This window comes from Streptococcus sp. OMI870 (genome assembly GCF_047460295.1).
In the GTDB taxonomy this organism is placed as follows: domain Bacteria; phylum Bacillota; class Bacilli; order Lactobacillales; family Streptococcaceae; genus Streptococcus.
Window position 1 is genome coordinate 83,699 of the sequence record NZ_JASHGM010000002.1, and the last position, 25,356, is coordinate 109,054.

Annotated in this window: 30 protein-coding genes and 1 riboswitch; of the genes, 4 read left to right on the forward strand and 26 right to left on the reverse strand. The window is 42.1% G+C overall.

Annotation, left to right across the window (positions count from 1 at the left end):
- Positions 1-220: 220 nt before the first annotated feature.
- The 7 genes from QM968_RS04505 to QM968_RS04535 all read right to left on the reverse strand — a co-directional run bounded on the left by QM968_RS04505 (position 221) and on the right by QM968_RS04535 (position 6,282).
- On the reverse strand, positions 221-2,275 hold the full coding sequence (locus QM968_RS04505; RefSeq protein WP_414382579.1) for a cation:proton antiporter: 2,055 nt from the start codon (positions 2,273-2,275) through the stop codon (positions 221-223).
- Positions 2,276-2,286: 11 nt separating this feature from the next.
- Entirely contained in the window at positions 2,287-2,541 is a 255-nt protein-coding gene (locus tag QM968_RS04510; protein WP_003008329.1) for a hypothetical protein, read from the reverse strand.
- Entirely contained in the window at positions 2,534-3,091 is a 558-nt protein-coding gene (locus QM968_RS04515) for a class I SAM-dependent methyltransferase (protein WP_414382581.1), read from the reverse strand. The genes QM968_RS04510 and QM968_RS04515 overlap by 8 nt, the downstream gene beginning before the upstream one ends.
- The gene (locus QM968_RS04520; RefSeq protein WP_414382584.1) at positions 3,075-4,034 is read right to left on the reverse strand and encodes a TIGR01212 family radical SAM protein; all 960 of its coding nucleotides are present in this window, start codon (positions 4,032-4,034) and stop codon (positions 3,075-3,077) included. The genes QM968_RS04515 and QM968_RS04520 overlap by 17 nt, the downstream gene beginning before the upstream one ends.
- Positions 4,035-4,091: 57 nt before the next feature.
- The gene (locus QM968_RS04525; protein WP_414382586.1) at positions 4,092-4,742 is read right to left on the reverse strand and encodes a phosphatase PAP2 family protein; all 651 of its coding nucleotides are present in this window, start codon (positions 4,740-4,742) and stop codon (positions 4,092-4,094) included.
- Positions 4,732-5,289 carry an ECF transporter S component gene (locus QM968_RS04530; RefSeq protein WP_414382587.1) on the reverse strand — a complete coding sequence of 186 codons (558 nt, stop codon included), beginning with the start codon at positions 5,287-5,289 and terminating at the stop codon, positions 4,732-4,734. Before QM968_RS04530 ends, QM968_RS04525 begins: the two co-directional genes overlap by 11 nt.
- Before the next feature lie 219 nt (positions 5,290-5,508).
- A riboswitch (FMN riboswitch) is annotated at positions 5,509-5,658 on the reverse strand.
- A gap of 81 nt (positions 5,659-5,739) precedes the next feature.
- Positions 5,740-6,282, reverse strand: a complete 543-nt coding sequence (locus QM968_RS04535; protein ID WP_009731498.1) for a tRNA (cytidine(34)-2'-O)-methyltransferase — start codon at positions 6,280-6,282, stop codon at positions 5,740-5,742.
- A 332-nt stretch (positions 6,283-6,614) separates the two neighbouring features.
- Here QM968_RS04535 and trkA point away from each other — a divergent pair, with 332 nt between their 5' ends.
- Entirely contained in the window at positions 6,615-7,979 is a 1,365-nt protein-coding gene (gene trkA, locus QM968_RS04540; RefSeq protein WP_414382590.1) for a Trk system potassium transporter TrkA, read from the forward strand.
- Positions 7,976-9,415, forward strand: coding sequence for a TrkH family potassium uptake protein (locus QM968_RS04545; RefSeq protein ID WP_414382592.1), 1,440 nt, complete (start codon positions 7,976-7,978; stop codon positions 9,413-9,415). The genes trkA and QM968_RS04545 overlap by 4 nt, the downstream gene beginning before the upstream one ends.
- Positions 9,416-9,489: 74 nt before the next feature.
- Here the strand turns inward: QM968_RS04545 and yidD are convergent, their stop codons facing one another.
- From yidD to QM968_RS04615, 14 genes are all read right to left on the reverse strand, one after another.
- Positions 9,490-9,732: a membrane protein insertion efficiency factor YidD gene (gene yidD, locus QM968_RS04550; protein WP_414382594.1), complete on the reverse strand. Its 243-nt coding sequence runs from the start codon at positions 9,730-9,732 to the stop codon at positions 9,490-9,492.
- The gene (locus QM968_RS04555; RefSeq protein WP_009731503.1) at positions 9,729-10,460 is read right to left on the reverse strand and encodes a pseudouridine synthase; all 732 of its coding nucleotides are present in this window, start codon (positions 10,458-10,460) and stop codon (positions 9,729-9,731) included. The genes yidD and QM968_RS04555 overlap by 4 nt, the downstream gene beginning before the upstream one ends.
- The gene (gene scpB, locus QM968_RS04560) at positions 10,450-11,019 is read right to left on the reverse strand and encodes an SMC-Scp complex subunit ScpB (protein WP_414382597.1); all 570 of its coding nucleotides are present in this window, start codon (positions 11,017-11,019) and stop codon (positions 10,450-10,452) included. Before scpB ends, QM968_RS04555 begins: the two co-directional genes overlap by 11 nt.
- Positions 11,003-11,722 (reverse strand): segregation/condensation protein A, encoded by a 720-nt coding sequence (locus QM968_RS04565; RefSeq protein WP_414382600.1) that lies wholly within the window; start codon positions 11,720-11,722, stop codon positions 11,003-11,005. The genes scpB and QM968_RS04565 overlap by 17 nt, the downstream gene beginning before the upstream one ends.
- Positions 11,722-12,453: a site-specific tyrosine recombinase XerD gene (xerD, locus tag QM968_RS04570; RefSeq protein ID WP_414382603.1), complete on the reverse strand. Its 732-nt coding sequence runs from the start codon at positions 12,451-12,453 to the stop codon at positions 11,722-11,724. Before xerD ends, QM968_RS04565 begins: the two co-directional genes overlap by 1 nt.
- Entirely contained in the window at positions 12,450-12,911 is a 462-nt protein-coding gene (cbpB, locus tag QM968_RS04575; RefSeq protein WP_414325944.1) for a cyclic-di-AMP-binding protein CbpB, read from the reverse strand. Before cbpB ends, xerD begins: the two co-directional genes overlap by 4 nt.
- Positions 12,908-13,429, reverse strand: a complete 522-nt coding sequence (locus QM968_RS04580; RefSeq protein WP_414382605.1) for a metallophosphoesterase — start codon at positions 13,427-13,429, stop codon at positions 12,908-12,910. The genes cbpB and QM968_RS04580 overlap by 4 nt, the downstream gene beginning before the upstream one ends.
- On the reverse strand, positions 13,405-14,382 hold the full coding sequence (locus QM968_RS04585; protein WP_414382607.1) for a nucleoside-triphosphate diphosphatase: 978 nt from the start codon (positions 14,380-14,382) through the stop codon (positions 13,405-13,407). The genes QM968_RS04580 and QM968_RS04585 overlap by 25 nt, the downstream gene beginning before the upstream one ends.
- A complete protein-coding gene (gene racE / locus QM968_RS04590; protein ID WP_414382610.1) occupies positions 14,379-15,173 on the reverse strand; it encodes a glutamate racemase in 795 nt (264 codons plus the stop codon). Before racE ends, QM968_RS04585 begins: the two co-directional genes overlap by 4 nt.
- Positions 15,174-15,250: 77 nt before the next feature.
- Positions 15,251-15,496: a YneF family protein gene (locus QM968_RS04595; RefSeq protein ID WP_003005109.1), complete on the reverse strand. Its 246-nt coding sequence runs from the start codon at positions 15,494-15,496 to the stop codon at positions 15,251-15,253.
- 55 nt (positions 15,497-15,551) lie between these two features.
- Positions 15,552-16,802 (reverse strand): diaminopimelate decarboxylase, encoded by a 1,251-nt coding sequence (locus QM968_RS04600; RefSeq protein WP_414382612.1) that lies wholly within the window; start codon positions 16,800-16,802, stop codon positions 15,552-15,554.
- A gap of 95 nt (positions 16,803-16,897) precedes the next feature.
- Complete coding sequence (locus QM968_RS04605; protein ID WP_414382615.1) at positions 16,898-17,584, reverse strand: Bax inhibitor-1/YccA family protein; 687 nt, start codon at positions 17,582-17,584, stop codon at positions 16,898-16,900.
- A gap of 28 nt (positions 17,585-17,612) precedes the next feature.
- On the reverse strand, positions 17,613-18,104 hold the full coding sequence (locus QM968_RS04610; protein WP_414382617.1) for an HDIG domain-containing metalloprotein: 492 nt from the start codon (positions 18,102-18,104) through the stop codon (positions 17,613-17,615).
- Positions 18,105-18,186: 82 nt separating this feature from the next.
- Positions 18,187-18,933: a TrmH family RNA methyltransferase gene (locus tag QM968_RS04615; RefSeq protein ID WP_414382619.1), complete on the reverse strand. Its 747-nt coding sequence runs from the start codon at positions 18,931-18,933 to the stop codon at positions 18,187-18,189.
- A gap of 73 nt (positions 18,934-19,006) precedes the next feature.
- Between QM968_RS04615 and QM968_RS04620 the strand changes: the two genes are divergently transcribed.
- Together QM968_RS04620 and yidC are read left to right on the forward strand one after the other, a co-directional pair.
- Entirely contained in the window at positions 19,007-19,285 is a 279-nt protein-coding gene (locus QM968_RS04620; protein WP_041826422.1) for an acylphosphatase, read from the forward strand.
- Positions 19,286-19,362: 77 nt separating this feature from the next.
- Complete coding sequence (gene yidC / locus QM968_RS04625) at positions 19,363-20,280, forward strand: membrane protein insertase YidC (protein ID WP_013904026.1); 918 nt, start codon at positions 19,363-19,365, stop codon at positions 20,278-20,280.
- A 584-nt stretch (positions 20,281-20,864) separates the two neighbouring features.
- Here yidC and greA read toward each other — a convergent pair.
- From greA to murC, 5 genes are all read right to left on the reverse strand, one after another.
- Positions 20,865-21,347 (reverse strand): transcription elongation factor GreA, encoded by a 483-nt coding sequence (greA, locus tag QM968_RS04630; RefSeq protein ID WP_009731515.1) that lies wholly within the window; start codon positions 21,345-21,347, stop codon positions 20,865-20,867.
- Positions 21,348-21,410: 63 nt separating this feature from the next.
- The gene (gene mltG, locus QM968_RS04635; RefSeq protein WP_414382621.1) at positions 21,411-22,928 is read right to left on the reverse strand and encodes an endolytic transglycosylase MltG; all 1,518 of its coding nucleotides are present in this window, start codon (positions 22,926-22,928) and stop codon (positions 21,411-21,413) included.
- A 71-nt stretch (positions 22,929-22,999) separates the two neighbouring features.
- Positions 23,000-23,509 carry a GNAT family N-acetyltransferase gene (locus QM968_RS04640; RefSeq protein WP_414382624.1) on the reverse strand — a complete coding sequence of 170 codons (510 nt, stop codon included), beginning with the start codon at positions 23,507-23,509 and terminating at the stop codon, positions 23,000-23,002.
- A gap of 15 nt (positions 23,510-23,524) precedes the next feature.
- Positions 23,525-23,938 carry a GNAT family N-acetyltransferase gene (locus tag QM968_RS04645; protein ID WP_414382627.1) on the reverse strand — a complete coding sequence of 138 codons (414 nt, stop codon included), beginning with the start codon at positions 23,936-23,938 and terminating at the stop codon, positions 23,525-23,527.
- A gap of 77 nt (positions 23,939-24,015) precedes the next feature.
- Complete coding sequence (murC, locus tag QM968_RS04650) at positions 24,016-25,350, reverse strand: UDP-N-acetylmuramate--L-alanine ligase (RefSeq protein ID WP_414382629.1); 1,335 nt, start codon at positions 25,348-25,350, stop codon at positions 24,016-24,018.
- Positions 25,351-25,356: the final 6 nt, after the last annotated feature.

A 25,356-nucleotide genomic window follows, 5' to 3' on the forward strand; every position in this document is an offset into this window, starting at 1 on the left:
AGAATTATTCAATCATCTACTGAAACTTTCCGCCGTGAGAAAAGTGCTAGAAACACGGTTGTTTCTAGCACTCGGAATTATTGAGACCTTAGGCTCAATAATTAGTCATGGAACTTCGTAGAAGTTCGCTGACGTCCGTACTCACCTAAGGAAAGTTTTTAAGATGACTTTGACTTCAATCTGAAAAGTGCTAAGATTCTCATCTTAGCACTTTTACTTTTTATCGATTCCGTGCATACTCGACCATATCATATGGGAGAGTATTGGCACTTTCTCTTAGGGAATAGCTTTCTAATTCATTGACATTTTGTCGCATACGGCGCGCTTGCTTGGCGGTAATCAGGTGTTGCGCTTCATATTCAAAAATAATCTTACGCTCCAAATAATAGCCTCGTAACATTTCATCGATATTATTTGGTTTCACGCGATTAATAACCCGCTCCACAAAGGCCCCACTGGTAATAATAGCTGTCTCTCTCAGACGAGATTCTTGTAGGAAAGAGATCAAACTACTCCGATAAACACCCTTGAGGTCTTCCAAACTTTCGATGATGATTTCTGTATTGGCCAGATAAAGGGCAGCAATCTGGTCATAATCAATGGCCTCTAACTTGCTGTCTTCTCGGGTCCACCAGTTTCGCAAGCCAGACCCAAAAGTTAAGATCTCATGAACTAATAAACGCAAGAGACGGAAAGACACCAAGAGGTAATAGGTTAGACGAGACGAAAGATTGCGATTGACACGTTGTTCCATATTGTGAAGATAGCGTTGGTAGACGCGGTAGCCACGCTCTCGAATCATCCCTTCTTCATAAGCCTGTTCCAAGCCATCACTTTCAATACTCAAAATCAAGAGCTTCAACTGCTCCCAGTCCTTTTGGATGAGCTTGTTTTCCTGACTTAAAATCAAATTTTCAATCCGACCATGGTAGTTATCAATCGCTGCATACAAGGGGCCCTTATGCTTACTATTCTTTAGCTCTGCTTCTAATTCCATGACAACATCATTCAAAATCGCGATCTGCATTAGGTAATCATTGGTTTCTTCCTTGTCTTCTGACAATTTTGGGAGCACCATCAATCCTGTAATAAAGCTAACAAGGGTAACTCCTGCCACTAAAAAGAGCAGGATAGGATATTCTTTTTCGATCTTAGTTGGGATCAAAAGAATCGTCGCAATTGAAACCGTTCCCTTCACACCGGAGAAGGCCAGCAGTAAGGCATCTTTTAGATAATTTCGAACCGACTTTTTGAGACGAAGGGTTCGAAACCAGTAAAAGAGATAAACCATGACAAAGCGAATCAAAAATAGCAAAGCTGTCAACACAAAGACCGAAAGAAGCAAGAGAAGATTATTATAAATCGAGCTGCTTAGGATCGGCTTAGCAATCATTTCCAATTCCATTCCCAAGATCACAAAGACTGATCCATTTAAGATAAAGTTGACCGTATTCCAAACAGTATGACTGACGGTATCTACCCGTGCTTCCAAAAGGGTAATATGCTTAAACCGACTGGCTTTGAGGATCCCAGAGACAACCACGGCGATAATCCCAGATACATGAAGTTCCTCCGCTAAGAAAAAAGTCAACAGAGGAAGACTGAGTTCTAATATCAATTCACTGGCAATATCACTGGCACGAACACTCAAAAGTAACTTTTGCAACCATCGATTCACAAAGGCCGTCAAGATTCCTACCGCAAATCCTCCAATAATGGAGATCCCTAAGGAAACGCCTGCCTCTCCAAGGGAGAAACTTCCGGTCGCAAGGGCTGCCAAGGCTACTCGAAAGGCAACTAGACCTGAGGCATCATTTAGTAAGCCTTCTCCTTTTAAGATATTCGAAACCCGCTTTGGAAAGGTAAAACGCTCAGACAGAGAAGCAAAGGCTACTAAATCTGTAGGTCCGAGGGCCGCACCCACTGCCATACAGGCTGCTAAAGGAAGACTTACCCACAAGGAATGGGCAGCCCAACCCAAACTAATGGTTGAGATAAAAATCACTGGGAAGATCAAATAGAGAATGATACGCCAGTGCTTTAAGACGGAAGTGATATCTGCTTCTTCTGCCTCCCGAAATAAAAGAGGACCAATGACCAAAGCCAGAAAGAGCTCAGTATCCAGATGAAAATTTTCTTCTGGGATAAAGAGGGCCCAACCAATCCCCAGTAATATTTGGAGCAAGGGCAGAGGAAGACTCGGCACAAGCTTGTTGGTAGCATTTGAAGCGATCAAAATCATCGAAAAGATCACTGCATAAAGGAGTAATTCCATAGCACTACTCCCTAACGTTCTTGGCAACAGGTCTCAAATTGCTGTTTCAACTCCGCAATCTTTTGGTCAGTCTTAGTTACATCCTTGTGCTCAATCTTCTTTTGACAGCGTTCCATCTCAAGCGAAACCAATTTCTTTTTTATTTTTAGCATCTTTTTGGTCATATGGGCTTCGTCAAAAAAACCTGTTTCTCGCTCGTGGATGGTTGATTCGACAAAATGATGTCTCATCCCTTCAATTTTGTTCTTTAAATATTCTTTATCCATGACGGTAGCTTTCTAATTTTTCGATCATCACCAAAAACGGTGGCTGATTCACTTGATTCAGTGTCCGGTAGATGGTCGCTGTATATTCTTTTTGTGGAAGCTGGCCGACAAAGTCCAGCACCGCATCGCGCTCGATGTCTCCCCCTTCATGACCATAATAGATCATCATAGCCATTCGCCCCCCTTTTTGTAGGCGATCACAGATTTTCTCCATCGCTTCAATAGTGGTAGCTGGAAGGGTGATGACTGATTTATCCGCAGATGGCAGATACCCCAGATTGAAAATAGCTGCTTTGAGAGTCTCTACATATTGGTCCACATGCTGGTGGCCATCCAAGATCAACTGGATATGTTGAAGCCCCAACTTCTCCAATTTTTCTTGAGTGTTTGCAAGTGCCTGCTCTTGAATATCAAAGGCATAGACCTGACCTGCTAATTTGGCTAAAAAAACCGTATCATGCCCATTTCCCATAGTCGCATCCACCACCACATCTTCTTTGGTGATCACTTCTGCTAAAAATTGATGGGCCATTTCAAGCGGTCGTAACATCAGCACTCTCCTTTTCTTCCAGCTTACATCCTTGGGTACTTCCACGGCGACGCATTTCGGTTTCAATAGCATTTAAAACTTCCCATTTGTTGAGGCTCCACATGGGACCAATTAGCATATCACGTGGCGCATCCCCTGTAATCCGATGAATCACAATCTGTCTCGGGATGATCTCTAGTTGGTCACAGATAACCTTGACATATTCCTCTTGGCTCATGAGTTGGAGGCGCCCTTCATGGTAGTCCCGTTGCATGCGTGTATTGGTCATCAAATGCAAGAGGTGCAACTTGATCCCATCAATCTCATTGTCAGTCACACAACGGCGAACATTTTCCACCATCATCTCATGCGTCTCCCCAGGAAGGCCATTGATCAAATGGGAGACGATCTCAGCCTTAGGCACTTGTTTGCGAATACGCTTGACTGTTTCAACATAGAGGTCATAACTATGAGCCCGATTGATTAATTCTGAAGTCGCTTCATAGGTGGTCTGAAGACCTAACTCAATCGTCACATGCATGCGCTCGGTCAACTCTGCTAAGTAGGCTAAGGTATCATCAGGCAAACAATCCGGACGCGTACCAATGTTGATTCCTACAACCCCTGGCTCATTGATAGCCTGCTCATACCGCTCTCGAATGACCTCGACCTTATCGTGCGTATTGGTGAAATTTTGAAAATAAACTAAATATTTCTTCACATCTGGCCATTTCCGATGCATAAAATCAATTTCTTTGTAAAATTGTTCCCGAATTGGAGCTTCTGGGGCCACAATAGCATCTCCGGAACCCGAGACCGTACAAAAAGTACAGCCACCATGGGCGACTGTTCCATCTCGATTGGGACAATCAAAGCCAGCATCAATAGGGACTTTAAAGGTCTTTTCTCCAAATAAATTTCGATAATAATCATTCAAGGTATTATAGGATTTCATACTCTTCATTATAGCAAAAAAAGAGTCGAACTCAAAACACGAGTCCAACTCCAATTCGTTAAGATTTTACTTTTGTTTTCCAGTAAATCGCCATTGAAAGCGCAAGCGATCATACAAAGGATATTCAAACTGCAAGACAGCAAAACCAAGGATCATACTACCAAGAACATCTGATGGGTAGTGAACACCTACATAAATCCGGGAGACCACAATGGTCACAATTCCCAGAACCAGCAAGCCTTGAAGACAATAGCGAGCTGTTTTGTTTTTTACATGCTGGCCAACAATGATGATTAAGCTTCCCAAAACAAGAGTCGATGCCAGTGAGTGGCCGCTCGGGAAAGAAAAGCCTTTCTCCTCTACTAGATGAAGAAGGGCTGGTCTCGGTCTCTGGTAGATATTCTTTAGAAGCAAAACCAAAAGGCCTGTCAAAACCAGATTGCTCCCAAGAAAGAGGGACTCACTGTACCATCTCTTATAAGCAAAAACAGCTAGAAGCAGACCGACCCAGATCACAATAACCTTTGTGTCCATGACATGGGTCACCTTGGTAAAGAAGGCTGTCAGTGTTGCAGGCAGGTCTCCCCGAATAGCAGATTGAATGCTGCTATCAAAGCCAGTTAATTGTTGCGGGTAGAAACGAATCACATACCCTAGAATGACAAAAATGAGAAGGGCGAAGCTTGCCTTCGCCCAATGTTGTTGTTTATTTTTCATATCTTTTCAAAATCGGTTGCAAAAGAGTGTAGATCAACCAAAATGCTATGGCCCAAATCACTCCTTCGATCAGGTTAAACGGTGCAACCATTGCAGCTAAATAGTGAACAAGCCCTAGTGTTTTCGAAATATCATAGTTCATAAAACGAGCATACAAAGGGATTGCATAGACATAGTTCACCAATACCATCGTGATACTCAAGCTGATCGTACCGACAATCGTTGCCAGGACAAATCGACCATTGGTCCGTTTTTTGTTCCAAATCCATGCAAAAGCAAGGACAAAAACTAGGACTGCAATGATATTGATAGGTAACCCGATCAAGGTTTCAAGTCCCTTATTATTAAGAGCTAATTTAAGAACAGATCGGATCAAGGTCACCCAAATGGCACTTTTGAAATCCAACAAGACCAAAGCCAATAAGATGGCGATGATACTTAAATCAATTTTGAAGAAATCTATCACGAAAGAAAATTGATAGAACATCAAAATAAAAGATAAAGCGGATAAAACAGCCACAAGGGTCAGTTTACGTGTATTTGTCATAACAGGTTCCTCCAATTTTTAAAAAATCAGAGAAGCTGGAAAGACGTCTACCCCATCATTCTATTCTAAACTATTTAAACAAAGCTTAAACTAGAAAACAATCTAGTCACTTTAGCTGCTCTCCATTGACAAATCCCTCAAGTAAGTCCCTAGACCCAAAGGTTCCTGTCTCATTGCGTCAGCTCTAAACAGATCAGAATAGCTTTTAGTCTATTCGTCTCTCGTCTTCTCCCATCCAGACTATACTGTCGGTTGTGGAGTCTCACCACATCAGCTTATGCTCGCGGACTTCTTTAAGTGTGAGGAAAAAACACTTTCCAAGTTAAAGTCACCGCCGGTCGGGAATTACACCCTGCCCTGAAGACCCTTTTATGATAACAAAAAAAACTTGCCAAGGCAAGTTTTTGTAATGTCATAGATTACACCATTCGGATTTTTTATTTTCTTTGGTTATTTGAGCTTATCTTGCTCATACTGGTGAGTTAACTCAAGTCCTTTGAATCCTTGCTGACGAAGTGCTTCGTAGATGATCATACAAACGGTATTAGAAACATTTAAACTTCGCACATGCTTGTCATTCATCGGAATGCGAATAACCTTTTCTTCGTGCTGACGCATAAAGTCTTCTGGCAAACCTTTATCTTCACGGCCAAATAAAAAATAGTGGGACTTTCCATCCTGATAGGAAACATCTGAATAGGTCTGATTGGCAAACTTGGACACCAAGTGCACCTGCCCATCACTTGCCGCCTCCATAAACTCTTCTAGGCTATCGTAAAATCGGACATCCAGCTTGTCCCAGTAATCGAGTCCAGCCCGCTTCATCTTGCGATCGTCAATCGGAAAAGCCATGGGGCGAATGATATGCAAGGGAGAATTGGTCGCCGCACAAGTTCGTGCAATATTTCCCGTATTTTGTGGAATCTGAGGTTGGAACAAGACAATGTGATTTTGAGCAGCTTCCTCTTGATAGTCCAGTTCTTCAATATTCATACTCGATCCCTTTCTGATAAAAAAATAGCCACACTGCCCGGAGTCAAGCTCAGCAAACAGCGTGGTTACAGCTTCATTAACTTAACTCACAACAGGTTTGAGGTAAATCAACGAAGGTACTTTCTTAGTATAACACTTTTGAAGCTCCTGTCAATAGTTTTTTTAGATTTTTTTAAGAAACTTTTTCAGAGCCTTCAATCCGTTTTCACTCTCCTCTTTTTAAAATCTTCCTACTTTTTCTCTGCCTTGTAAAATTCCCATAGAAAGTCCTTAAAAAAGATGAATTTTTCTTGAAAATAGAGTATGATAGAAACATACTCTGGAGGTAATCTATGAAAATTATTGTTGTTGGTGGAGGAAAAGTTGGAACAGCCCTTTGTCGTTCTCTCGTTGCTGAAAACCACGATGTTATTTTAATTGAGAAAGACGAATCCGTTCTAAACCATATCACCAAACGGTTTGACATCATTGGGATTCTAGGAAATGGAGCCAACTTTAAGATTTTGGAGCAAGCAGATGTTGAAAACTGCGATATCTTCATTTCCATGACCGAATACGATGAAGTTAATATGGTTTCTGCTGTTTTAGCCAAAAAAATGGGAGCCAAAGAAACCATTGTCCGGGTACGCAATCCTGAATATTCTAATTCCTACTTTAAGGAAAAAAATATCCTAGGCTTCTCTCTGGTTGTCAATCCAGAATTGCTGACTGCTCGTTACATTGCCAACATTATTGATTTCCCAAATGCGCTTTCTGTGGAGCATTTTGCAAATGGTCGTGTAGCCTTGATGGAATTTAAGATCAGACCAGATAGTAATCTCTGTGATATGAGCCTGTCTCAATTCCGCAAGAAATATGGAAATGTCATTGTCTGTGCTATCGAACGGGGGAATGAGCTCACGATTCCAAATGGAGACTTTGTTTTGCAGCCCCAAGACAAGATTTTCGTGACAGGAAATCGGATCGATATCGTTCTCTTCCACAACAATGTCCGACCTCAAGTCATTAAGAGCATGATGATGATTGGTGCCGGAAAAATTGCCTACTATTTGCTCAATATTCTCCAAGATGTCCGTCGCAAGATCGATCTTAAGGTCATCGAGGTCAATCGCAAACGAGCTGAATTCTTTAGCCAAGAATTCCCTGACCTCTATGTGGTTCATGGAGACGGAACTGCTAAGGATATCCTCTTAGAAGAAAGTGCCAACAACTACGATGCTGTAGCCACTTTGACAGGAGTTGATGAGGAAAATATCATCACCTCCATGTTCCTGGATTCTATCGGCGTCAAAAAGAACATCACCAAGGTTAACCGAACCAGCCTGTTAGAGATTATTGGGGATCAGGATATGACCAGTATCGTCACTCCTAAACGCATTGCTGTGGATACCATCATGCACTTTATTCGTGGACGCTACAATGCACAGTTCTCAAACTTAGAGGCTCTACACCATGTTGCAAATGGCCGGATCGAAACCTTACAATTCCAAATCAAGGAAGATAATAAACTAACCCAAGGGCCACTATCCGAATTGAAATTGAAAAAAGGGGTTCTAATCGCTGCGATTATTCGAAATGGCAAGGCTATTTTCCCTAATGGAGACGATCATTTAATGGTGGGAGACCGAATCATCGTAACCACCTTGATCCAAAATGTTACCAAGATTTACGATCTACTTGAGAGGTCAGCCAAATGAATAGAAGTATGATTCGTTACCTCTTGTCCAAACTCCTCTTAATCGAAGCTGCCCTTCTCCTTGTTCCTTTGACGGTAGCTACGATCTATCAGGAACCTGCTAAGGTCTTTATCTCTATTGGGGCAACCATGGCCATCTTACTTGGACTTGGACTTCTTGGGAGTTTTCAAAAACCCAAAGACTTTCATATCTATGCCAAGGAAGGAGTCCTAATTGTGGCCCTCTGTTGGATCTTATGGTCCTTCTTTGGTGCCCTTCCCTTTGTTTTTTCCGGACAAATCCCAAACATCATCGATGCCTTCTTTGAAATTAGCTCGGGCTTTACAACAACAGGGGCAACGATTTTAGATGATGTCAGTGTCCTTAGTCACTCCCTTCTCTTTTGGCGCAGTTTTACCCACTTAATCGGAGGTATGGGAGTATTGGTTTTTGCTCTGGCTATTATGGACAACAACAAGAACAGCCACCTGGAAGTCATGAAGGCAGAAGTTCCTGGTCCAGTTTTTGGAAAAGTGGTTTCCAAATTAAAAAGCACGGCTCAAATCCTGTATTTCTTGTACTTGGGTTTGTTCTTCCTCTTTGTCGTCCTTTATTTCCTTGCCGGTATGCCCCTTTATGATAGTTTTGTCATCGCCATGGGGACAGCTGGTACTGGGGGCTTTACCGTCTTTAATGATGGGATCGCTCACTACAACAGTAGTCTAATTACCTATTTGGTCAGTATCGGGGTCTTGGTCTTTGGGGTTAACTTTAATCTCTACTACTTCCTTATGATCCGAAAATTCAAGGCCTTCTTTAAAGATGAGGAATTGCGGACCTACATCACTATTGTAATCCTATCTAGCGTATTGATTGCCTACAATTGCCTTCACCTTTATGCTAATGTTGCGAAGAGCTTTGAGATTTCCTTCTTCCAAGTTTCTAATATCATCACCACAACCGGTTTTGGTTATGGGACAACGGAAAAATGGCCTCTTTTCTCACAGTTTATCCTCTTGATGCTGATGGTGGTCGGTGGTTCTGCTGGCTCGACTGCTGGTGGGCTAAAAGTCATTCGCTTCTTGACCTTATGGAGAATTGCTAAAAATCAAGTGCTTTCAACCTTGTCTCCCAATCGGGTTCTGACCCTACATGTCAATGATACCGTACTCGATAAGGACACCCAACATCGGATCCTTAAATACTTTACAATATATAGTTTTATCATGATCGGCTTACTCTTTGTAGTGAGTCTAGACAATAATAACTTTATGACGGTTGTCAGTGCGGTCTTTAGTTGTTTCAACAATATTGGACCTATGATTGGTACGGGTCAAACCTTCTCCATCTTTAGTCCGATTTCAAAACTCTTACTTTCCTTAGCCATGATTGCCGGACGACTTGAAATCTATCCAATGATTCTTCTCTTCCTCCCTAAAACATGGTCAAAACGCTGATAGATAGCTCTTGTACAAAGAAACACCCTTAGAAAAATAATTTCTAAGGGTGTTTCTGTATATTTACGATCGTCCTATTTTGATTCTTCATTTCGTCTCAGACTAAAGTGGTCTGGTAAGGGATCTGGTCCCGCTTGGCTTCCAGGATGGCATCGAAAGATCCTCGCAATCCCCATCAAGATACCTTTTGCTCCAAAGCGCTCAATCGCTTGGATCATATAATTGGAACAGGTCGGTTGAAAGCGACAAGAAGGCGGAAAAATCGGAGAGATCCATTTTTGATAGCCTCTAACCATAGCAATCAGGATTTTTTTCATGCTTTTTTCGATTTAGTCACAGCTAGATTGTGCAACTGGCTAATTTCTTTTTTGTTCAAGCGACGGTATTCACCTGGACGAAGGCCTGTAACATCCAGGTTCCCAAACCTAGTCCGAGATAGTTTGTCCACCAAAAGTCCTACAGCTTCAAACATTTTCTTGACCTGATGGTTGCGCCCTTCGTGAATGGTTAATTGAACCACTGAACGGTTTTTTTCAACATCTACTTTCAAGATCTCGTAAGTCGCTGGCTTGGTTTTCTTCCCATCAATGGTCACGCCCCGCGTCAAGGGACGCAAGTTTTCCTTGTTGGCAATGCCTTTGACACGCGCCACATAGACCTTATCAATTTCATTGCGGGGGTGGATCATCTCATCTGTAAAATCGCCATCATTGGTCAAAATCAAGACACCAGATGTATCCCAGTCTAAACGTCCTACTGGATAGATCCGTTCAGGGACTTGAGACAAGAGGTCAACAACCGTTGTCCGCCCCTTGTCATCAGATACACTAGAGATGACGCCGCGTGGCTTGTTTAAAAGATAGTAGACCTTTTCCTCATTATAGATTGGAGTGCCCTCAACCTCAACCTGATCACCGGTCTTAATAATAGTCGCTAATTCACGCACAACTTGGCCATTAACCGTTACCAAGCCTTGCTTGATCAATTCTTCAGCCTTTCGACGGCTAGCTACACCTGCATGGGCAATATATTTGTTAATTCTCATCTAGTTCCTCTGTTCTCTCTGAAAATAATTGACCTTCCTCTGGATCAATATCCACTTCCTCAACCTTCGGCAATTCATCCAAATGATTGATCCCCATATAATCCAAAAAATACTCCGTCGTGACATATAAATTGGGGCGCCCTAAGACTTCTTTTTTCCCATCCTCGCGAATCAGATCAAATGACAGTAGTTTGGCAATGGCACCACTGGAATTGACTCCCCGAATATCATCGACCTCTACACGGGTGATTGGCTGTTTATAAGCAATGATCGACAAGGTTTCAAGGGCTGCTCGGGACAAACTTTGGTTCATGGGAGTTCTAGAATAGTCTCGTAAAACTGATGCATAGTCTGCCTTTGTCACCAGTTTATAACGGGAAGCTGTCTCCATCAAACACAGACTCGTATCCGTGTCCTCTTGGTATTTTTGGGCCAATTTTTCTAAACTTTGCACCACACCTGTGGGAGGTAAAGAGAGAATCTCTGCGATTTGTCTGGCAGTAATCCCTTCTTCACCAGCTACAAACAAGAGTGCTTCAATTTCAGCTAATTTGCTCATGTTCAATCCTATTTAAGTAAATTTCTCCAAAAGCACTATCCTGGACCACCGTTACTTCTTGGATCTTGATCAATTCAAGGGTTGCAAGAAATAGAGTAATGACCTCTTGGAGATCCGCTGCTTCTATAAATAAGTCCTGTAAGAGAACTTGTGAGCGATCTTGGAATCGGTGACGCAGCTGGTCCATCAAATCCTCAATCTTGTATTCATCTTTTACAATAGTCGTATGGTTCTGACGGAATTCTTCTTTTTTCTTGGTCAATAGTTTTGAGAAAGCCAAGTAAAGATCCACTGTTGTACGATCGTGAAGCAATTCCGTATCGTCGTAGACCAATTCCATCTTGGGTTTTGAATAATAAAGGGCGCGCTCCTCATGCTGAGAGGCCATCAACTCCCCTAATTGTTTATAGGTTCTGTATTCTTCTAATTGAGAGAGGAGATCCTGTTCCAGATCCTCCGCGTCATCCATCTCCTCTGCTAGTTTAGGAAGGAGTCGTCGGCTCTTGATCAAAGTCAGTTGACTAGCCATCAGCATGTACTCACCTGCCACTTCTAGCTTCATAGCCTGGAGAGTCGCCAAATAGGCCAGATACTGTTCAATCACTTCAATTAAAGGAACCTCATAGATATCCATTTGGTACTTAGAAACCAAGTGGAGCAAGAGGTCCAAGGGCCCTTCAAAATCTTTAATTTTAATATCCATTATTTATATTTTTCTAATGTCACCATCGTTTTTAGACCCAATTCACGCGCGATACTAAAGAGATCCACACCGAGTTCTCGTTGTTTCAAAATATATTGTTCGCGAATCGATTGCGCCGAAAGATCTTGGTTGCCTTTTTCAATCAAGAAGGCTTCTAATTGCCGGAATCCCCACTGACGAGAGTAGGATTTCCCTTTATTATCAAAGAGATAGACACCATCTAGGAAGAGTTGCAACTCATCCAGTAAAGGTTCCGGAACTTTTAAGACCCGTTTTTGGCCATCCTTGCCCACTCGAATCACGTGAAAGTCTAGCTGAATGTCTTCAACCTTGACTTGAAGGATCTCACTTGGCAATAAGCCCATCTCCAGAATCAATAAGGCCATCAAACGTCCCTGTGGGTTGGTTGATGCGTCCCAAAAATGGTCCAAATCCAACAATTCACGATCATGGGTCTTGACCGGTTGAATTTTAGGCAAGACCAAACGATGGTATTCAGGAATAAATTGTTCTTGATACAAATAATATAAAAACTGGTTAACAGCGGATAATTTTCGTTTTTGAACCGCCGGCTTAAAATCTTTAATAGAAGCTTGATAAATTCTCAAATTCGTCGGCGTCACTTTTCCATGAATCGACTCAATAAACTGGTCCAAATCATAGAAATAGGCGGACTGAGAATTTTCACTTAATTCTTTTTGATCAATAAAACTTGCAATAAATTCTTTCATTTTGGAATCATCTCGTATTCATTTGAAAAATCATGCATGAGCGAATTGATGGCTTTCAGAATCGATTTCCGTGTAATAATCCCTTGGAAATAGCCTTCTTCATCCACCACCGATAGGAAGGAGTCGTCCACCAACTTATGAAGGACTTCCGTCAAATTGAAGTCCAAGCCAATAACACCGACTTCCTTCTTTGCGACATTTACGATATCCATTGAAGCATACGTCTCCTCAGGAATCTCGTGTTGCAATTGATAGGATAGAATATCTGTCAGTGAGATCGTCCCTACGAACTTGCGTTCAGCCGTTACCACTGGAATGCGACTATAACTGATCTGGCTCAGGAGCAAGATTGCATGGTCCACATTATGGGTATCGATCAAGACCGCTAAATTTTTGGCAGGAGTCAAGAACGTCTCTTCCTGCGCCAGCAAGAAACGTTCGAATTCCTTTGCTATCATCTGTTAAACTCCTTTGTCAATTCAGGGTACAATTCATGATCTCGTGTATAATACTCTACCCTAAAGTTCGAATCCGTAATCTCTATCTTGGCATACAAACACTCTCGAATCAGACCACGAGGTTGGCTAACAGATCCAGGATTCACAAAGAGGGTTCTTCCTTCCTTCCATGCATCCGGGATATGAAGGTGACCGTAAAGACAGATATCCGCTTCCTCCTCTTGGGCCCACAAATCCAATTTTTGAAAACTAAAATTGATCTGGAAGAGATGCCCATGGGTCTGGATGATCCGTGTTGGCCCTAGTTGAGTCACCAAGCGTTCCGGATAGCCGTCATAAAAATCCATATTTCCTTGGACAACGTGGATCCCTTCCCAGACAGGATCGTCACTTTTTAGCTCAGAATCCCCATTGTGAAAGATCCCATCGACCTGGCCTAGGTATTTTTCTTTAATAGCTTCTACGATGGAACGGTCTCCATGCGAGTCACTCATCACGATGATTGTTTGCTTTGCCATGATGGAAATACCTCCAATAACTTTTTAACAGCTAAAGCACGATGCGATTGTGTATTTTTTTCTTCTAGCGTTAATTCTGCAGCAGCACGACCCGTTTCCCCAACTAAGAAGAGAGGATCATAGCCAAAGCCGTGTTCTCCTTTGGGCTCAAAATTAATATAGCCAGGCCAATCAGCCTCAACGACTAAGCTTTCCTTATCCGGTCTTGCAACCACCAAGGTCGTATGGAACTGAGCTGAACGATCTTTCAAGTCAAAAACCATGGCCAATTCGTGCAACAATTTCGCATTGTTTTCCGCATCTGTCGCACCAACTCCCGCAAAGCGAGCGGACCAAACTCCTGGTAAGCCTCCCAAGATATCCACCTTCAGGCCGGAATCATCCGCTAAGACTGTTTTCCCAGTTAGCTCTGCAATCGTTTCAGCTTTTAGGCGGGCATTCTCTTCAAAGGTCATCCCTGTTTCTTCGACTTCTGGAAGCTCTGGGTATTGATTGAGATTTTCCACTTCAAAGCCCAGCTTTTCAAACATATTACGGAATTCTTTGGTTTTTCCCTCATTTCGAGTCGCAATGAGAATCGTATCTTTGACCTTGTCTTGCCCTAAAAAAGCTTCCAAATCCACCCCATCGCTTGGCAAATGCAAATAGAGCAATTTCCCCTTTTCAACCAAGAGCAAGGCTCCTTGACGTTGGGCAATTTCAAAAGATCTTCCCTTGACCTCGTTTAAGATTTCCGTCAAAAAGGTTAGGAAACGAAAGGCTGATCCATAGCGCATCACCGATAGATTGAGAGGAAATCCTTCAGGATCCTTGGCAAAGAGAAGTTCCAGCTGGTCTAACAGAGTGGAAGCTTCAGTCGGAACGTGACTAAATTGGTTGTAGTCTGCATCTTCTCCCCATTGGGCAATATACCAATCTTGGGAATCTTTGTATTCAAATAGTTTGTCACTCATAAATTCACGTGCTCCACATTCACTGAACGTTCTAGCCATTTTTCGGCAATTACTGCAAAACTATTAGCATTTGCAGTTGTATAAAAGCGATGGGTTTGCTCTAAGAGTTCACGACTCTTATTGAGCTCAAAATAGTTTAGTAAGACCGAAATATCTCGAACACACTCTGCCCCACTGTCAATCAATTTAACATCCGGTCCCATGACATTTTGAATAATGGGTTTCAACAGAGGATAATGGGTGCATCCCAAGACCAAGGTATCAATCTTCCCAACTAGTGGTTTTAAGGTCTCATAAACTACCTTTTTGGTCACACTGGATGCCAATTCGTTTGATTCCACCAAGGGAACAAACTTGGGACAAGCCAAACTCGTTACTTCCATGTCTGGTGCTAGACTTTGAATCTTCTCTTTATAAATTCCTGAAGAAACTGTCATTGGTGTCCCAATCACCCCGATATTTTGATGGGTCGTTGATTTAATAGCTGCAGAAGCCCCGGGCAAAATCACTCCCAGAACGGGAATATCCAGTTTAGCCTTGACTTCTTCCCAAACCACTGCAGTTGCGGTATTACAAGCTAAAACAATCATCTTGACATTTTTGGTCAGAAGGAAGTTCACCATCTGCCAAGTATACTCGCGAATTTGGTCTGCTGGTCTAGGACCATAAGGTGCACGCGCTGAATCTCCAATATAGACGACATCTTCGTGAGGAAGCTGACGGAGCAATTCGCGGACAACAGTCAAGCCCCCTACTCCAGAATCTAAAAAACCAATCGGTCGGTTATCCATATCTCTTCCTTCCAAAAGGAGGGACTAAGAAATTCCTCCAAGCCCCTCTCATTTATTATCGTGAGATTGCCCCACTCTTATTTTTTCTTGTTTTTCGCCATTGCTGATTTTTGTTGGTTCACAATTTGGCGATAGACCTGTTGAACTTTTGCTTCGCTTGGACGTTGGCCACTCGCACCTAAAAGTGTGCGGACTGCTTCAACATTCAAACGTGGGTTTGATGCAAATTCTTTTTCAAATTGACGACGAAGCAAGAACATTCCTGCAACCATCCCACCAAAGAAAGCCAAAATAATCAACAAAATTCCTAAAAAGAGATTCATACAATTTTCTCCGATCCATTATTTTTACATAACTATCATTATATCAGACAATCGCTTATTTTTCAATGTCAAAGCCGTAGAGTGTCGCAAGATAATCTTCTGGTTTTTCTGCTCGACGAATCAAACGGGCCTGCCCATCTTCTTGAAGCAAAACTTCTGCAGAACGCAATTTGGCATTGTACTGATACCCCATTGAAAATCCATGGGCTCCGGTATCATGGATCACGAGCAAATCTCCAATCTCCGTCACTGGTAATTCACGTTGTTTAGCAAATTTATCGTTATTTTCACAGAGACTTCCCACGACATCGACCACTTCAGTCGGTCCATCTGGACGATCCATATTGGTAATATGGTGATAAGCACCGTACATAGCCGGTCTAAGAAGGTTCACAGCTGAAGCATCGACACCCACATAGGTCCGGTATGTTTTCTTTTTATGCGTCACTCTGGTTACCAAAAGACCGTGTGAAGCTAGCATAAAGCGACCAAGTTCGGTATAGATTTTCACATGACCAAGTCCTGCCGGTTTGAGAATCTCATCAAAAACGCGGTGCACGCCTTCCCCAATAATGGCAATATCATTTGGTTCTTGCTCTGGCTTGTAATTGACCCCAACTCCACCAGAGAGGTTGATAAAGCCCAAATGGACACCTGTTTTCTCGACGACTTCCACTGCCAATTCAAAAAGTTGACGCGCTAGCTCTGGATAGTAATCGTTGGATACCGTATTAGAAGCTAACAAGGCGTGAATGCCAAACTCTTCCACACCCAGTTCTTTCAGCTCGATAAAGGCTTGGATCAATTGCTCCTTGGTCATTCCAAACTTGGCTTCTTCCGGATTGTCCATAATATCAGTTCCCAGTTCAAAGACTCCACCAGGATTATAGCGACATGAAATGACCTTGGGAATGCTGGTCACAGACTTCAAGAAAGCAATGTCTTCATAGGCGTCCAGATTGATGGTCGCCCCTAATTCACGAGCATAGATGAACTCTTCAGCTGGCGTGTTGTTAGAAGAAAACATGATCTCTTTTCCAGCAAAGCCAAGTTTATCTGCCATCAACAATTCGACGTAGCTGGCAGTGTCAACTCCACAGCCTTCTTCTTGCAAAATTTTTAGGATGGATGGGTTCGGAGTCGCCTTGATGGCAAAGTATTCTTTAAATCCTTCATTCCAAGCAAAAGCTCGATGGAGAGCACGAGCCGTTTCACGAATTCCTGCTTCATCATAGAGATGAAAAGGGGTTGGAAATTCTTGGGTCAGACTTTCCAATTGTTCACGGGTTACAAAGGGTGTTTTCATAAGTACTCATTTCTATTCTGTAGTCACTATAAGTATAGCACAAGTCGGAAGACAAAAAAAGCCGAGGCTATTGCCCCAGCTCAATCTCTCTTTGATTAGTCGTTTCTTCCGAAGATACGAAGAAGGCTGATAAAGAGGTTGATAAAGTCAAGATACAGTTCCAAAGCCATGGCCACTGCCCAGCCTGTCGAAGGTTGACCATTGGTTTGATCATAGACATAGCGGATTTTTTGGTTATCCCAAGCTGTCAAACCTGCAAAGAGGAAGACAGAGATAATACTCAAGATGTAATCCATGCCAGAACTTCTCAAGAACATGTTCACAACAGAAGCGATGATCACACCGATCAAGACTCCCATCAAAGCACGTCCCATACCTGAAAGGTCTTTTTTCACAACGCGTCCGATAGCTCCCATGACAATAAACATCAAGGCACTGACCAAGAAAGCCTTATAGACCGTCGCTTGCATGTAGCGCGCAATGATAAAGCTCAACGTAAAGCCGTTCAAAGCTGAGTAGATCAAGAAGATTGGAAGAGCAGACGGACTATTTTTAACAGCCTTCCCACTAGCAACAAAGACCAAGATCAATTCCACAGCCACTGCTGCGTAATAAACCATTGGTGCTGTTGTCAAGATTTGAACAAAAAAGTCTTGAAAGACCGTCATCATCAAGCCAGATACAAGGGCTGAAATCCCTACACCGATCCCTACTAGTGAATAGATTTTGTTATAAAAAGCATTCAATCCACTTTGTTCTTGGATTACTGAATCGTTATACATATAAACAAGTTCCTTTCAAATTTGTTTATTACGATTTTAACATTTTTCGATGAAAAAATCTTCTTTTTGCCATCTTTTTACGCCAAGGTTCTGAAGCTTCCTTAACAGCCCAGTATTTGTCCACCACGGTCACTACAAAGGATTCTTTGTATCGAGGCGGAGCAAGGGTAGCTCCCCACATGTGTTTAACGATGATGTCTTCTTCCTTGGCATTGAGGTCTGTAATCTTTCGCGCATTTCTCACAGCAATGCGTGGATGGATCCAAGCATGACTCTTGGTAAACTTGGTATCACGCCAATCATAGTAAAAGAGGTCATGCAAAAGGCCACCCCGAGCAGTGCTTTTGGCATCCCAACCAAATTTTTTAGCTAGTTTATAACTGGTATAGCTAACATGAATGGAATGTTCCAAGCGATTGGAATGAATATGATGGGGGATGTCAGCTAATTTTTGAACCTTAGGGTGCTGGATCAACTGTCCCACATAGGTCATGTATTCTTTGTCACGATGATATTGCATCAGATCACCACCTTTCCTTGATAGGCTCTCTCAATAAGATTTCCACCAATTTCTTTTTTCAATTTAAGTATACTGCTTTTTCTCAAAAATTCCTTAAATGAAACATCAAAATTCCAGCTGCTACTGCAACATTCAAACTCTCAGCTCGACCCGGCATGGTAATATGAACCAGCTGGTCGGCTCGTGTAGCCATTTCTGGACTGATGCCCTTGCCTTCATTGCCCATTACCAAAATCAATTGATCAATCTGAGGGAGCTGACGGTAATCCATGGAAGCTTCTGATAGCGTCGTTGCGAGGACCGCTAGATTGGATTGACTAGCTCGTTCCAATAGTTCTTCTCGGTCCATTTTCCAGATAGGAAGATGGAAATGACTTCCCTGCATGGATCGAAGAGTCTTGAGACTAAAGAGATCTGCGGATGCTTTCGAAATCATGACACCATCAAAGCCGGCTGCATCTGCTGTTCGAATCATGGTTCCCACATTACCTGGATCTTGGACATCCTCTAAATAGAGGTAACGACCATGTAACTGATCTGGAAGTTCTGGCTTCTCCAGAGCGATCTCTGCGACAATTCCTTGAGGGGTCTTCGAATCAGCCAAGAGACTCAAGATCTCCGAAGTCACGACAGTGACGTTTTGGATATTCTCTACCCGGTCTAAATAAGCTTCTAAAACAAAGACCTGACGAATGATCGCCTGATTTTCTAGTGCCTCTTCAAAGAGATGCCAACCTTCAATGAGATAGGAATCTGTCCGATATTTTTTTTGATGTAATTTTTTAGCATTTTTGATTACATTATTGGATTTAGACGTTATAATATTCATAGACCTATTATAACACAAAGAAAAAGAAGAAATCATGCCTCAGATAGATTTCTTCGAGTCAAGGAGGATGCACATGCAAAAGGTAAAAATGATTGCCCAAGGACGGGTTCAAGGAGTTGGTTTTCGCTGGGGAGTCTACAGTCTTGCTTTAGAGATCGGTGGGATCACTGGCCGTGTCTGGAACAATGACGACGGGACGGTTGGTATTCTAGCTCAGGCAGAGTCTAGCAGTCAAATGGCCAAATTCATCCAAGAAATACGCAAAGGTCCTACGCCGTTTGCGCATGTGACTTATTTGGATGTTACGCTCGCAAACTTTGAAAACTATAAGGACTTCAAAATTGCAAATTAAGACTAGAGAACTATTGTGTATTTTCAAAAAAAACAGTAGAATAGAAAGGTAACATTTTAAAAAAGAAGGAACGATTTGTGAAAAAAAATAAACTTGCATTATTGGCATCGATGGGACTAGCTTCGCTCGTCTTCTTATCAGGATGCGTGAGTGTCGATCGGAAAACTGGAAATCCAACTGGATTGATTTGGAATCTTCTTGGCCGTCCAATGGGCGAAGCCATCAAATTCTTTGCTAATAACCTTGGCTTGGGCTTTGGGATCGGGATTATTATCGTCACCTTGATCGTGCGTTTAATCATCTTGCCACTTGGTTTGTACCAATCATGGAAGGCAACCTACCAATCTGAAAAGATGAACTATTTAAAACCCATCCTTGGCCCAATCCAAGAGCGCATGAAAAACGCTAGCACACAAGAAGAAAAGCTATTGGCACAACAAGAATTAATGGCTGCTCAACGTGAAAATGGGGTTAGCATGTTTGGTGGAGTTGGATGTTTACCACTCTTGATCCAAATGCCATTCTTCTCTGCCCTTTTCTTTGCAGCTCAGCACACCAAAGGGGTAGCAGAAAGTAGTTTCCTTGGTATTGCTCTTGGAAAACCAAGCTTGCTCTTGACGGCTATCGTAGCGGTTCTCTACTATATCCAAAGTATGCTCTCTCTTCATGGGATTGAAGATGAGACCCAAAAGGAAAGTATGCGTAAAGCATCACTGATGAGCCCGATTATGATTGGTGTCTTCTCATTGATCTCTTCAGCCGGAGTGACTCTTTACTGGGTAGTCGGTGGGGTGATCCAAATTATCCAACAATTTGTCATCAACTACTTGATTCGTCCAAATCTTCGTAAGCGGGTCGCTGAGGAATACAAAAACAATCCTCCAAAAGCGACTAGTCACCGTGTGAAAAAAGACGTTACACCAACTGCAACGACACAAATTCAACACAAACCAAAAAACAACCGCAATGCAGGAAAACAACGCAATAGAAAGTAGTACGAACTACTAATTCTAGCGGAATTACTTAAGCACCTGAGCCCTCTAGTTCAGGTGCTTTTTTAATCCCTTTCAATCAATCAACGAAAAATTTACACCCTCACAAGGGGTTTAAGAGCACAAAAAACAAGCCCTCTTGGAGTGCTTGCTTTAAGACCGTTTTTACCTAAGTAATGTTAAAAAATAAAATGATATAAACTGTTAGGTTCATAGAGCAGATACCGAAACTTTCCGCCGTGAGAAAAGTGCCTGAAATAATTATGTTTCAGGCACTAGGGGAGTTTTGAAAGTAAAACAGTTCGGGGAACTTTTTTAGCGTGAGCCTAAAAATTAAAAAGCGAAAGGGTTCAAAACGAATTGAACACGGGCTGCGGATTGTATCAAAAAGATAAGTTATCCTAGAATCAAAAGATTCTGCGTCAAACTTCCTATTTTGACTTTATCCGCGAACGCCCTTTGTATCTTGATTAAGTCATGGAACTTCGTAGAAGTTCGCTGACGTCCGTACTCACTTAAGGAAAGTTTCTAAAAGGACTTTATCTTTAATCTGAAACAAGCCCTCTAGGAGAGCCTGCTCTTTATATTTACGCTGTTTTTTCTACGTTCAAAATTTTCACTTGGTAACTTCCAGCTGGTGTTTCAACAGTGACCACATCACCTGTTTTCTTACCAATCAAAGCATGACCGATTGGGCTTTCGTTCGAGATCTTTCCTGCAAAGGCATCTGCTCCTGCTGATCCTACGATGCTGTATACTTCTTCATCTGTTTCACCCACTTCTTGAACTGTAACGGTTTTTCCGATCGCTACTTCGTCTACAGCAACTGCATCGCTATCGACGATTTCAGCATAGCGGATTTTAGTTTCCAAGCTCGAGATTTGACCTTCAACAAAAGCTTGTTCATCTTTTGCTGCTTCGTACTCAGAGTTTTCTGAGAGGTCACCGTATGAACGAGCGATCTTGATTCGTTCTACCACTTCCGGTCGACGAACCAATTTCAATTCTTCTAATTCTTGTTCCAATTTTTCTTTTTCCGCTAGGGTCATTGGGTATGTTCTTTCTGCCATTATTCTTCTCTTTCTCTTTCTATTATTTGAATGAAAAAGCTGTGGACGCGCCACATGCTTTTCCTAGTTTGAACTTGCTTGTGTCAATTTACTATTGACGTGTTCTTCTACATTTTTATTGTGTTCTTCAAATGTCTTAGCGAAGAAGACTTCACCATTTTCGACATTTGCTACAAAGTACAAATAATCGGTTTTACTTGGATTTACTGCTGCTTCAATCGCTGAGACTCCAGGATTGTCCACTGGGCCAGGCATCAAGCCAGTATTCTTATAAATGTTGTATGGGGAATCTATTTCTGTATCGATCGTTGCGTCTTCTTTTAAGGTTGTCTTTTGCCCAAGTTTGCCTTCTGCATAAAGGATAGCAATGTTACTTTGCAACGGCATATCTTGGTTCAAACGATTATAGAAGACACTAGCGATATCTTTACGGTCCTGGTCTGTCGCCCCTTCTTTTTCAACCAAGGAAGCAAGGGTCAATACTTCATTCACATTGATGTTCTTGCTTTCAAGTGTTTCGTAGTATGGGCTTAAGTTTTGATCCATGGCCGCAAGCATCTGATCAATCATTTCATTTACTGTGGTATCTTTCCCATAGTTATAAGTCGCTGGGAAGAGGTAACCTTCCAAACGGTAACGAACACCAGAGTCCTTACTTGGCAGGTTAGCCAAGAGTTTTGGATATTTGGCCACCATCTTCTCAATAAAGGCATCATCTTGGACAGCCTTCAAGAAATCTTCTTTCTTAAATGGAGTCTCGCCTGCCTTCTTCGTAGAGACATCAGATGTGATCGCTGTTGCAATCTGATCAATGGTATAGCCTTCAGGAATCGTCACCTTACCAAGAACTGGAGCTTGAGGAGTTTTGGTTCCCTCTTCCTGCAGTTTTTGGATGATGGTTTCTAAATCCATGCTCTTTTGTAAATTAAAATAGCCTGACTGGAAATTGCTATAGTTCTTAAACTTGGTATAGTAGTTAAAGAACTGGCCATTTTTAACGAGTCCTTTTTTCTCAAGGATCGCTCCAATTTCACGATTACTTGAACCTGCGGGAATTTCAACCGTTACAAATTCTGTAGCATTTTTATCCATTGGCTTTACTGCTGAATGAATATAGGTCACGGCAAAGATCCCGGTAGCCACGATCACGATCAACAAGAGGCTGACCACTGTCCGCACGATACGTTTGGCGATTTTATTTTGTTTCTTTTGTTTCTGTTGACGTTTGTTGCGAGAAGAACGTGTTAAGTTTTCCTCCACCGGTTTCTGACTTGGTTCTTTAAGAGCCGGCTTTGTAGTCTCGCTCTTTTCTTCCACAGTAGGACGGACCGCTTCTTGCTCCACTAGATCTGCTTGGGAAGCTGAAGTCGATTCTTCTACTTTCAGAGGTGGTGTTGTTTCTTCCTCCTCTTTTCCTGAAGTAGGAGTTTCAACCTCTAGATCCGGTAGATCATACTCTTTTTCAATCTTTAAAAGTTGCTCATTGGCCTCTTCTAAATCTCTGAGGATCTGTTCTTTGAAGCTTAATAACTTCTCACTTTCTTGTGATTTATCAGTCAAATAATTGACCTCCCTCATCATAATCCTTAATATTATATCTTAAAAGATTTAGAAAAGCAATACAAATCGCCTTTCTTCTTTAAAACACCTATTTAATCAAGGTTTTTGTTTTCCCAAACCAGATTATACCAAACTTCACCCGCATATTGGGAAGCAGAGAGACCCTCATTGGTAAACCCTTGTTTTTCATAATAAGGAATCAAATAATCATGACAGGTTAGATTGATCCCCTCACGGCCATCCTCCATCGCAATCTCTTTCATCGCTTCAAGTAAGAAGGTTCCGACTCCTAGCCCTTGGGCTTCTTTGGCAATGGATAGACATGTAATAGAAATAAAGCCTCTCTCTATCTGACTGAGATCTTCGACCTCTGTAAAGGAGGCATCGATCAAATAACGCTCTGGTCTAACAGGTCCTTCTAGATACCCTAAAATCTGACCCTCGCACTCGGCTACTAGAAAAGTCGTTTGGATCTTTTCAATATGATCTTTTAAAATCTCACGCTCAATCGCTTCTTCTGCTGAAAAATTTTCGAGTTCAATGCGCTCAATCGCATCCAAATCGTCTATCCTTGCTTGTCTCACTTGAATCTTTTTTTTCATCATCTACTCCTTCTATCAATCCCAAACCATATGGACACCTCGATCAGACTCCCCTTCATCCCGGAATCCTTGCTGGGCAAAATAAGAAAGTAAGTCTTCTGAACAATCGATCCAAATGGCTTTCTTTTCTTTTTGAACAGCTAAGTCTTTTAAAGCAGCTATTAAAATGGAACCATATCCTTGACCTTGAAAGGCTGGTCTAACTGCTAATCGAAATACGATGAGGTCTCCTTTTAATTGCTGGTCTTCTGTCGCTAACAAGAAAGCTACAATATCCCCAGCCTGCTCTGCAAGCAAAGAAATAGCCACCTTCGAATTCAGCGCTTGCTCAAGAGTGGCTTTTGGCTCCTTCCACGCATTGTCATGAAGTTCTTCTTCAATCAAAAGCAAACGCTCTTGATCAGCTAAAGTAATGGGACGAATGATCATCCTACACTCCTCTCATCGATTTTCATAGGACAGATAAATTTGAGTCTGGAACCAAGCGATTCCAGACTCATCATCTCTTATTGTACATTATGTGTCAAACTTGATAATAACCGCTCAAATGAGTATTCATAGGTTTGAATATCTCCAGCTCCCATAAAGACATAGACTGCATTGTCATGGTCAAGAAGAGGAGAAACATTTTCAGCTGTAATAATAGCTGAACGTTTAACAATTTTTGCTTCCAAATCTTCAACCTTCACATCGCCATGGTCAACTTCACGCGCAGAACCATAGATTTGAGCCAAGTAAACGGCATCTGCTTGATTCAAAGCTTCCGCAAATTCATCCAATAGAGCGATCGTCCGTGTAAAGGTGTGGGGTTGGAAAATTGCCACAATCTCTTTACTTGGATATTTTTGACGGGCCGCATCCAAAGTTGCAATAATTTCCGTTGGATGATGGGCAAAGTCATCGATGATCACCGTACCATTGACCACTTTTTCAGTGAAGCGACGTTTGACTCCAGCAAACGTCTTCAAATGCTCGCGGACTAAATCTAAGTCAAATCCTGCAATATAAAGCAAGCCAATGACAGCTGTGGCATTCATGATATTGTGGCGACCAAAAGTTGGGATATGGAATTGTCCCAAGTCTTCTCCACGGAAATGAACGTTGAAGGTTGAACCAGTCGTTGAACGAAGCAAGTTACTTGCCACAAAATCGTTAGTCTCCTTATCAAAACCATAGTAATAAATTGGAGCTGATGAGGTGATGCGACGCAATTCCTTGTCTTCCCCATAGATGAAGAGACCCTTACTGATTTGTTTGGCATAGTCGTCAAAGGCATTGAAGACATCCTCTAAACTCGTGAAGTAGTCTGGATGGTCAAAGTCGATATTGGTGATGATGCTATATTCAGGATGGTAAGGCATAAAGTGACGCTCATACTCATCCGATTCAAAAACAAAGTATTTGGCAGCAGCAGAGCCACGACCTGTCCCGTCTCCAATCAAATAACTCGTGTCTGTAATATTTGATAAAACGTGAGAAAGCATCCCTGTCGTTGAGGTTTTCCCATGTGCTCCAGCAACCCCTATGCTGACAAAGTCACGCATAAACTCACCAAGGAATTCATGGTAGCGTTTATAGGTTAAGCCATGCTCATCTGCATAAGCAATTTCCACATTATTCTCTGGACGGAAAGCATTCCCCGCAATGAGGATCTTATCACCTTCCAAATTTTTCACATCAAATGGATAAATTTGAACTCCTGCTTGTTCCAAGCCACGTTGCGTAAAGTAATACTTCTCAACATCTGAACCTTGAACAGTGTGTCCCATTTGGTGAAGCATGAGAGCCAAAGCACTCATTCCTGCTCCCTTAATTCCAATAAAATGGTATGTGTTAGACATGTTATC

Coding starts and splice junctions, on each gene's coding strand:
- QM968_RS04505 (WP_414382579.1), bottom strand. CDS start 2,275: ATGGAATTACTCCTTTATGCAGTGATCTTTTCGATGATTTTGATCGCT.
- QM968_RS04510 (WP_003008329.1), bottom strand. CDS start 2,541: ATGGATAAAGAATATTTAAAGAACAAAATTGAAGGGATGAGACATCAT.
- QM968_RS04515 (WP_414382581.1), bottom strand. CDS start 3,091: ATGTTACGACCGCTTGAAATGGCCCATCAATTTTTAGCAGAAGTGATC.
- QM968_RS04520 (WP_414382584.1), bottom strand. CDS start 4,034: ATGAAGAGTATGAAATCCTATAATACCTTGAATGATTATTATCGAAAT.
- QM968_RS04525 (WP_414382586.1), bottom strand. CDS start 4,742: ATGAAAAATAAACAACAACATTGGGCGAAGGCAAGCTTCGCCCTTCTC.
- QM968_RS04530 (WP_414382587.1), bottom strand. CDS start 5,289: ATGACAAATACACGTAAACTGACCCTTGTGGCTGTTTTATCCGCTTTA.
- QM968_RS04535 (WP_009731498.1), bottom strand. CDS start 6,282: ATGAATATTGAAGAACTGGACTATCAAGAGGAAGCTGCTCAAAATCAC.
- trkA (WP_414382590.1), top strand. CDS start 6,615: ATGAAAATTATTGTTGTTGGTGGAGGAAAAGTTGGAACAGCCCTTTGT.
- QM968_RS04545 (WP_414382592.1), top strand. CDS start 7,976: ATGAATAGAAGTATGATTCGTTACCTCTTGTCCAAACTCCTCTTAATC.
- yidD (WP_414382594.1), bottom strand. CDS start 9,732: ATGAAAAAAATCCTGATTGCTATGGTTAGAGGCTATCAAAAATGGATC.
- QM968_RS04555 (WP_009731503.1), bottom strand. CDS start 10,460: ATGAGAATTAACAAATATATTGCCCATGCAGGTGTAGCTAGCCGTCGA.
- scpB (WP_414382597.1), bottom strand. CDS start 11,019: ATGAGCAAATTAGCTGAAATTGAAGCACTCTTGTTTGTAGCTGGTGAA.
- QM968_RS04565 (WP_414382600.1), bottom strand. CDS start 11,722: ATGGATATTAAAATTAAAGATTTTGAAGGGCCCTTGGACCTCTTGCTC.
- xerD (WP_414382603.1), bottom strand. CDS start 12,453: ATGAAAGAATTTATTGCAAGTTTTATTGATCAAAAAGAATTAAGTGAA.
- cbpB (WP_414325944.1), bottom strand. CDS start 12,911: ATGATAGCAAAGGAATTCGAACGTTTCTTGCTGGCGCAGGAAGAGACG.
- QM968_RS04580 (WP_414382605.1), bottom strand. CDS start 13,429: ATGGCAAAGCAAACAATCATCGTGATGAGTGACTCGCATGGAGACCGT.
- QM968_RS04585 (WP_414382607.1), bottom strand. CDS start 14,382: ATGAGTGACAAACTATTTGAATACAAAGATTCCCAAGATTGGTATATT.
- racE (WP_414382610.1), bottom strand. CDS start 15,173: ATGGATAACCGACCGATTGGTTTTTTAGATTCTGGAGTAGGGGGCTTG.
- QM968_RS04595 (WP_003005109.1), bottom strand. CDS start 15,496: ATGAATCTCTTTTTAGGAATTTTGTTGATTATTTTGGCTTTCTTTGGT.
- QM968_RS04600 (WP_414382612.1), bottom strand. CDS start 16,802: ATGAAAACACCCTTTGTAACCCGTGAACAATTGGAAAGTCTGACCCAA.
- QM968_RS04605 (WP_414382615.1), bottom strand. CDS start 17,584: ATGTATAACGATTCAGTAATCCAAGAACAAAGTGGATTGAATGCTTTT.
- QM968_RS04610 (WP_414382617.1), bottom strand. CDS start 18,104: ATGCAATATCATCGTGACAAAGAATACATGACCTATGTGGGACAGTTG.
- QM968_RS04615 (WP_414382619.1), bottom strand. CDS start 18,933: ATGAATATTATAACGTCTAAATCCAATAATGTAATCAAAAATGCTAAA.
- QM968_RS04620 (WP_041826422.1), top strand. CDS start 19,007: ATGCAAAAGGTAAAAATGATTGCCCAAGGACGGGTTCAAGGAGTTGGT.
- greA (WP_009731515.1), bottom strand. CDS start 21,347: ATGGCAGAAAGAACATACCCAATGACCCTAGCGGAAAAAGAAAAATTG.
- mltG (WP_414382621.1), bottom strand. CDS start 22,928: ATGATGAGGGAGGTCAATTATTTGACTGATAAATCACAAGAAAGTGAG.
- QM968_RS04640 (WP_414382624.1), bottom strand. CDS start 23,509: ATGAAAAAAAAGATTCAAGTGAGACAAGCAAGGATAGACGATTTGGAT.
- QM968_RS04645 (WP_414382627.1), bottom strand. CDS start 23,938: ATGATCATTCGTCCCATTACTTTAGCTGATCAAGAGCGTTTGCTTTTG.
- murC (WP_414382629.1), bottom strand. CDS start 25,350: ATGTCTAACACATACCATTTTATTGGAATTAAGGGAGCAGGAATGAGT.